The following is a 7,216-nucleotide window of genomic DNA, read 5'->3' as shown; positions in this document are numbered from 1 at the left end:
CCGTGCTGCCATCGCTCCACCCACGAGACCCATCGCCAGCCACCACCTTGGCCGCGTTGGCTCAACTCTACACCGCTGGCGTTGACCTGCAATGGAACAGCAATCGCCCAACAACGCCTAATCTAAATCTACCAACCTATCCTTTTCAGCGTGAACGGCATTGGGTGCGCCCAGTCAAGCATTCGGTCATGCCAGTGCATAATCAGGCTTATCCATTTCTTGGGCAACGCCTGCCGTTACCAAATAGCCAAGAAATTCGCTACAGCACTACCTTTAGCCAAACATTCCCTAGCTATTTAAGCCATCATCGAATTTTTAATACGGTGGTTATTCCAGGCGCATCCCATATCGCCATGTTGATCGCAGCCGCAGAACAGGTAACCAATAGCGAAACGTGTCTGCTTGAGGATATTCTTTTCCCTCAGCCACTCACCCTCGCAGAAACTGAAATCCGCACTGTCCAAGTTATTTTGGTTCCCCGCCAAGCTGGTGGGTGGAATGCAACAATTATGAGCGCCTTGGCTGATACGCTTGACGATTGGGTCACCCATACCACAGCGGTCATCAAAGCTCATCATCAGACCAGTCCAGCAAGCCCAATTAATTATCGCGAAAGCCTTGAACGCTGTCAGCAACATCAGGATGGCGCAACCATTTATCGCGATATTCAAGCGATTGGCTTTGATTTAGGTAGTGCATTTCAATGGATGCGTGATCTTTGGCAGGGCGCTGGAGAGAGTGTTGGTAAGTTAGTTGAGCCAAATTTACCTGATGCACGTACGGCTTATCCAATCTATCCAGGTTTGATCGATAGTTGTTTTCAGGTTTTCAGTAACTGCTTAGATTTCAAGACCGATAGCGATCGTGAGCCATCGGTGGTTATTCCGTTTGCTATCGAGCGCATTATTGTGCATCGACGGCCTGCTGATCAACTTTGGTGCATTGCCCAAAAATATGATCATGGCCAGACCAGCGGCGCAATTTTGCTTGTTGATGACAATGGCTTGCCATTGGTTGAATTTCATGGAGCTAGCGGTCGGCGGGCAACCCAAACGGCGCTTGATGCTGCTGAAAACTGGTTCTATACACTCGATTGGCAAACCAGCACTATTCCTGTATCAACCAAACACGAATGTTCATGGCTGATTTATGCAGAGGATGCTCACAATCGTCAAGCCTTAACTCATATGCTCCAAGAACGTGGGCATGAGTGCCATCACGCTGAACTCAATCCCGCAGTAACACATCAGAGCATGCTTCAAGCAATCAGTCATTGGCAGCAGCATAGTCGCTTACCATGCGAGGGGATTATCTTTATCGCCTCTGATCAAGCGTCGAACCATGCGCCAACCCTGCAAACAATCGAGCAAGCCTATCAACGCCAGCAATTTGGCTTGTTACAACTAGCTCAAGTCCTGATTAGCAATCCAACAACCCAGTTATGGGTTATTAGCCACGCCAATCTGCAAGCAGCCGAAGGGTTAGCTCAAAGCGCCAGCCGCGGCTTGATTAAGACGCTCCACCTAGAGCAACCAGGCTTATTTGGCGCAAGGATTGAGCTTGAAACAACTACCGACAAGGATTGGGCAACGTGTTGTCGCTTGCTAGAAGCTCCAGCAACTGGCGAATTTTATCGGCTGCAAGCAGATCGGCTATTAACCGAAAGACTCTTACCAATCAAATTGGCCAGCGCACCGCTAAGCATTCGTCCAGATCACTCCTATTTAATTAGTGGCGGATTAAGCGGTTTGGGGTTGGCTAGTGCGCAGTGGTTATCACAGCAAGGTGCACGGTTTATCATCCTTTTAGGCCGGAGTGCACCAACCCAAGCAGCACAAGCGATCATCGCAGCGATGGAGCAACAAGGCACAGTTGTAACCACGGTTGCTGTCGATGTTGCCGATCGGGAAATGCTTAATCGGCTATGGGCTGAGGTCGTCGCCAAACTTCCAGCTATCGCCGGGGTAATTCATGCGGCGGGCATTATTGATGATGGAATTATCGCCCATCAACATGCTGAGCGTTTTCAACATGTTGCCCGCGCCAAAGTTCAAGGTAGTTGGAATCTCCACGAGTTAACAGGGAGCAATCAGCTTGATTTCTTTGTGCTGTACTCCTCGGTAGCGGCGGCGATTGGCTCACCAGGCCAGAGCAATTATGCAGCAGCCAATGCCTTTCTTGATGCGCTTGCAAGCTACCGCCGTAGCCATGGCCTAACAGGACTAAGTATCAATTGGGGACCTTGGGCTGAGATTGGTATGGCTGCTCACTTACAAACAGGCCAGTCCGATCAGTTCTTACGCCCGATCTACCCCGAGCAAGGCGTAGGCTTGCTTAACCGCTTACTAGGGCAGCAGCGCTCACAAATTGCCGTATTGGCAGCCGATTGGTCACGCTGGCCAGGTACAAATGTGCAGCCACTCTTGGAACGTGTGTTACAATCCACACCATATCGGCAGCATGCACCAGCATCCTCTAGCCAACTGCTCGATATTGACATTCGTCAGCGGTGGGAGCGGTTGTACACCCCCTTGCGTGAGCAGGTTGCGCATAGTTTACGCTTACCACTTGAGCAACTTGATGACAATGAGCCTTTGCCCAATCTGGGCTTAGATTCGTTGATGGCCGTTGAAATAAAACAATTTATTGCAACCAGCTATAGCATCAATGTGCCAATTATGAAGATTATTGAGGGTAGTAATCTCCAGCAACTTGTTTGGCTAACATACCACCAGTTTCATCTCGATCAGATTGATCGCTTGAGTGAAGATGATATTGATTACTTACTTGCCATCCTATTGCCATCGAGCATCAGCAAGGAATTAGCCTAATATGCCTAACTCATTTATGCACCTAGCTGAAAAGCGTGTGCTGCTAACCAAGTTGCTACGCGAGCGCTTAGGGCAGGCACTTGAATTGTTTGATCTCGCCGCAGAAGTTAATCTAGATCCAGCAATTTGCCCACCAACTCAGCCATGGATCTACCCTGAACATCCAGCGACGGTGTTATTGACGGGGGCAACTGGTTTTTTAGGCAGCCATTTGCTGATAAGCCTATTGCAACAAACAACTGCCAAGCTTATTTGTTTGGTTCGAGCCAGCGACCATCAGGCCGCTAAAAACCGCCTTGCCCAAAATATTCAATACTACCTGCCCGAAGCAGAAATTGATTGGAGCCGTATCGAGGTGGTTATCGGTGATCTCGCCAAACCACAGTTAGGGCTTACTCCCGACGAATGGAATCGGCTGGCCGAGCAGGTTGAGCTAATCTATCACAATGGGGCGAATGTTAATTGGAGCCATGCTTATGCTGCACTGTACCCGACCAATGTCGCTGGGGTTCGCAGCATCATCGCGTTGGCCTGTACCACCAAACTCAAGCCAATCCAATATGTTTCAAGCATTGTCGCCCAATTTTCAAGCCAAGCACAAACTCCACGGCTAAACGAGGATCTGGTGATTACTGGCAGCGAAGTTTTGGCGCTTGGCTATCCTCAGACCAAATGGGTGGCTGAGCGAATTTTACAACTGGCAGCAACCCGCGGCGTGCCGATAGCCATCTATCGGCCTGGCTTAATTGGCGGCGATAGCCGGACAGGTGTTGCAAATCTTGACGATTTCCTTGGCCGAATGCTCAAAGGTTGTATTGAGCTTGGGGCGTTTCCCCAAGGGCTATCTGCACATGGGATGGGGCTTGCTCCTGCGAACTATGTTGCTGCGGCAATCGTCGCTATTAGTCAAAAAGCAACAACTGTTAATCAGGTATTTCACCTTACCAATCCCAACCCACAAGATAATCGGCTGCTGTTTGAATATGCGCTTGAGTGTGGGTTTCAGCTAACGCCATTAGCCTTTGATGCGTGGCTGCAACGACTTCACAGCAGGGTGAGCACCCAACCAGAGCATGCATTTTATCCATTATTAGCCTTTTTTGAAGGTGCGAAAACGCCTGCTGAAATTGTACCCTTTCGGCTCATGGAGCAAGAAGTTGACTCCAGCAATACCGCAAGTGCATTACTTGGCACAGCAATTGTCTGTCCAGCAATGGATAAAACGTTAGTTGCAAGCTATTTTAAGTATTTCTTTCAAAGTGGTTTTTTAGCAAAACCCGCTGATTTAGCATAGGATGAGGAGCAACAATGGCATTGATCGAATTGCAAGCTGTTGAAAAAGCGTATACCCTGGGCGGCGAAACTGTTCGCGCTGCAAAGGGCATCAATCTAACGATAGAACAAGGCGAATTTGTGGTCATTTTGGGGCCAAGTGGCTCAGGTAAAACAACCCTGCTTAATTTGCTTGGCGGCCTAGAAAAACCTGATACTGGCAAGATTTTGGTCGATGGGCAGGATATTGCCGCACTGGGCGAAACCAAGTTATCCGACTATCGCCGCACCAATGTGGGCTTAATTTTCCAATTTTTCAACCTCTTTCCCACGCTTTCAGCGCTTGAAAATGTTAATTTTGCCGCCGAATTGGTGGGCAAACAAGCTCGCAAGCCGGTTGAAATGCTTGAGGCGGTTGGGCTTGGTAGCCGACTCAACCATTACCCAGGCCAACTTTCGGGCGGGCAGCAACAACGGGTGGCAATTGCGCGTGCATTAGTGAAAAATCCTAAGTTAATTTTGGCCGATGAGCCAACCGGTAGCCTTGACTATAAAACTGGCATCGATGTGCTTAAAACCATGCGCGATTTCAATACCAGCACTGGCCAAACCTGTATTATTGTTACCCATAATGCAACCATCGCTGGCATGGCCGATCGGGTGATTCACGTGGGCGACGGTCAAGTTCACAACTCGGTGATCAACCCAACCCCGAAACTGGTTGAAGAATTGGAGTGGTGATCATGCGAAGTCTCAACCGCAAAATTCTGGCGGATCTCCGTGCTCATCGTGGGATCTTTTTGGCTGTATGGCTGACGATTATCATTGGTGTCGCCTTCTACGAAGGAAATTATGCAGCGGTGCTATCGGGCGACGAAACCATGAACGCCAGCTACCGCAACCATAATTTTATGGATACCAGTATTAGCCTAGGTGGATTAACTGATCGCCAGATTGCTGATCAAGTTGCGGCGGTTGCTGGGGTAAAGCAGGTTGATGGGCGACTCATTGTTGATACAAGTTTACAACTTAACGATCAACAACTCGAATTACGCTTGCATAGCCTTTCCCAAGCAAGTAATGCCCCGGTTAACAGCCTGCGGATTCATCAAGGCCGCGAAATTCAAGCTGCCGATGAAGTGTTGCTGCTTGAAGCCTTTGCCACGATTAATAAAATTGCCCCAGGTGATACGATTAGCGTAAGCTTCCCCGGAGCACAGCCAATTAAGCTTAAAGTGGCTGGATTAGTTTACAGTAATGAATATTTAATTGGAGCTAAAGATCGCGCTCAACCGCTACCATTGCCATCATTAATTGGCTTTGGCTATATGCGCTACGATGATCTGATTGCTCAGAGTGGCATCCCTGCTGGTCAAATCAATAGTATTGTACTAACCCTCAACGATGGGATTACGACCGACGCAGTTCGCTCACAAATCCAAGCGATTGTTGGTGGTTTAGCCTTAATTCAAGATCGCTTAGAAACGCCCAGTGCTGCATGGTGGGATACCCAATCGAAGGCCAATAGTAAAGCCTCAATTCAATTTGCTCTGCTTTTCGAGTTGGTTTCAGCCCTAGCCACAGCCATCTTATTGGCGCGGATTGTTGAGGCCGAACAACGCCAAATTGGCACGATGCGAGCGTTGGGGCTATCGCGAATTCGGGTAGGCTTACATTATCTTAAGTATGGTGCCTTGTTGGGTGTTAGCGGGGCAATTGTTGGAGCAATTGTTGGCTATGGAATGTCCTATGGCATTGGCCTATTTTATATCAAAATGATTCTCCAAGGTAGCTTTCCACCATTCTTAAATTCGCCAAAGTGGGGAGTTATTGCCGTGGGGATGGGGATCGCCGCAGGCATTGCCACACTAGCCGGAGCGTGGGCTGCTTGGCGAGCCGCTAGCATCGAGCCTGGCATCGCTTTGCGGCCTGCTGTGCCGAAAACAGTTCGCGTCTCAGGGTTGCTAGCGCTTGGCAAGATGTTTCCGCTATCAATTCGCCAAGCCTTGCGCAATATCATCAGGGTGCCATTACGCAGTTTGGCAACCATTGTTGGGGTAGGTTTGGGCAGCGTAATTATGCTCTTAGCTTTAGGCATGGGCGTTACAATCAATGATAACGTTGATACCTATGTCAATACTCCTCAATATGATCTCAGTGCTCAGTTTGCCCAGCCAATGCCTGCCGAGCAACTGCGGAGCCTAAGCAGCAGCGTGCCAGCAACCAGCCAAGTTGGCCTCGTTTTACGCATCCCAATGCAACTAGTTGGCGCAGATAAAACCAGCGATGTGGTTGTTACCGGCATTGATCCCGATTATGCTTGGTATAAGCATACGATTATCGATGGGAGTAACCTGTTCAGCAACCCCGATCAGGCGTGGATCTCACAGGTGATGGCAACTGCCTGGAAGCTCAAACCGGGCGATCAAGTAACGCTTGAACTCCAAGACAAACACTTAAATGTGACAATCGGTGGCGTTTATAAATCGCTCATGGGCCAAACCATGATTGTTGAACGCAGCAAACTGGCCCAGGCAATCGCCGGCAGCGATCTGGCGAATGCCCTCTTTATCAACTCTAGTAATATTAATCAGACGCAAACTGCATTGAAACAACTGCCGGGCGTTGCAGGCATCGAGCCAGTCGCGGTAATCAACACCGATCTGCGCTCGTTTTTTGCGCTGACCCTGAATTTATCCTACATTTACCTGATGTCTGGGGGAACGCTGGTGCTGGCAGTGCTCTTTAATACCGTAACCATCAATCTGCGTGAACGGCAAGAAGAGTTGGCAATTATGCGGTCACTTGGCACTCAGCGCAAAGAAATTACCAGCATCATTATTTTAGAATTGCTGATAACCACAAGTTTAGGGTTGATCATTGGGTCATTTGGGGGCAAACAATATCTTGCATCACTCTTTGGTGTATATACCAATGATTATCAGCAATTTTCGCCCTCGCTATTGCCAATATCCTATGGTATCCTCGTAACACTTTGTTTTGGAATTGTGGTCGGAGCCTCACTGTTGGGCCTACGTGGCACATGGAAGCAGGATTTGGGCAGTGTTAGTAAATCAATTTCAATCTAATTCATCAACATCAACAAACAGAGG

Annotated in this window: 4 protein-coding genes; all 4 read left to right on the top strand. The window is 48.8% G+C overall.

What is annotated here, in order from left to right:
• Positions 1-2,831 (top strand): type I polyketide synthase (locus tag JOD20_RS22350; protein WP_204757400.1); only part of this gene is annotated, 2,831 nt, incomplete at its 5' end.
• 1 nt (position 2,832) lies between these two features.
• On the top strand, positions 2,833-4,125 hold the full coding sequence (locus JOD20_RS22345; protein WP_204757399.1) for an SDR family oxidoreductase: 1,293 nt from the start codon (positions 2,833-2,835) through the stop codon (positions 4,123-4,125).
• A gap of 14 nt (positions 4,126-4,139) precedes the next feature.
• Positions 4,140-4,844, top strand: a complete 705-nt coding sequence (locus JOD20_RS22340; protein WP_204757398.1) for an ABC transporter ATP-binding protein — start codon at positions 4,140-4,142, stop codon at positions 4,842-4,844.
• A 2-nt stretch (positions 4,845-4,846) separates the two neighbouring features.
• Positions 4,847-7,192, top strand: a complete 2,346-nt coding sequence (locus JOD20_RS22335; protein WP_204757397.1) for an FtsX-like permease family protein — start codon at positions 4,847-4,849, stop codon at positions 7,190-7,192.
• Positions 7,193-7,216: the final 24 nt, after the last annotated feature.

It is taken from the genome of Herpetosiphon giganteus, assembly GCF_016907925.1.
Lineage (GTDB): Bacteria > Chloroflexota > Chloroflexia > Chloroflexales > Herpetosiphonaceae > Herpetosiphon > Herpetosiphon giganteus.
This window is presented reverse-complemented; position numbering and strand designations above follow the sequence as displayed.